This window comes from Brevibacillus sp. SKDU10, assembly GCF_001645205.1.
GTDB lineage: Bacteria > Bacillota > Bacilli > Brevibacillales > Brevibacillaceae > Brevibacillus_B > Brevibacillus_B halotolerans.
This window is the reverse complement of record NZ_LSSO01000130.1, coordinates 1-652: the sequence shown is the minus strand read 5'-3', so window position 1 is coordinate 652 and position 652 is coordinate 1. Positions and strand designations below refer to the sequence as shown.

At 57.5% G+C, this 652-nt stretch carries 1 protein-coding gene; it reads left to right on the top strand.

The window, feature by feature from the left end; all coding sequences use genetic code 11:
* Nucleotides 1-27: 27 nt before the first annotated feature.
* On the top strand, nucleotides 28-652 hold a 625-nt coding region (locus tag AYJ08_RS07390), incomplete at its 3' end, for a calcium-binding protein (protein ID WP_369799672.1).

Genomic DNA, 652 nt, shown 5'->3' with positions numbered 1-652 from the left:
TAGTCTCGTGGGCTCGGAAACGATCGTATGGAAGGTGGCGGTGGCGACGATCTTTATTTTGTCGACAGCGTTGGCGATGTGGTGGTCGAAGCCGACGACAGTGGCGAGGGCTCTTTCGCGATAGCGAGTACCGACATCGCGATGACACCATCGCAAACCGAGAACAGTGCGACCCAACCCTCTGGAGCAGAATCGGGTCCTTTCGGACGCCTGGTGCCAGGGGAGCATCGCAGCCGCAGCGGCGATACGGTGGTGGCCAGTATCGACTTTACGTTAGGCGACAACCTTGAAGCGCTGCTCCTGGTCGGAAATGCCACGATCGGCACAGGCAATGCATTGGGCAACATGCTGTCCGGAAATGACCGCGACAATGTACTGCGCGGCCTCGATGGCGACGACGCCCTCTTCGGCAGAGCCGGTAACGATGTGCTGTTTGGTGGGGATGGAAGTGACCAGCTGTATGGCGGGAGTGGCCGCGATACCTTGGCCGGCGGCGATGGTGACGACACGTATTACTACGGCAGTGGGCAAGGAGACGATACTGTCGTCAACGCCGACGTATATGGTGAGGATGTGCTGTATTTGAATGAAGCGAGTTTCGATGAATTCGATTTTGCTCGAATCGGCGACGATATGGTGGCAACGTTTAACG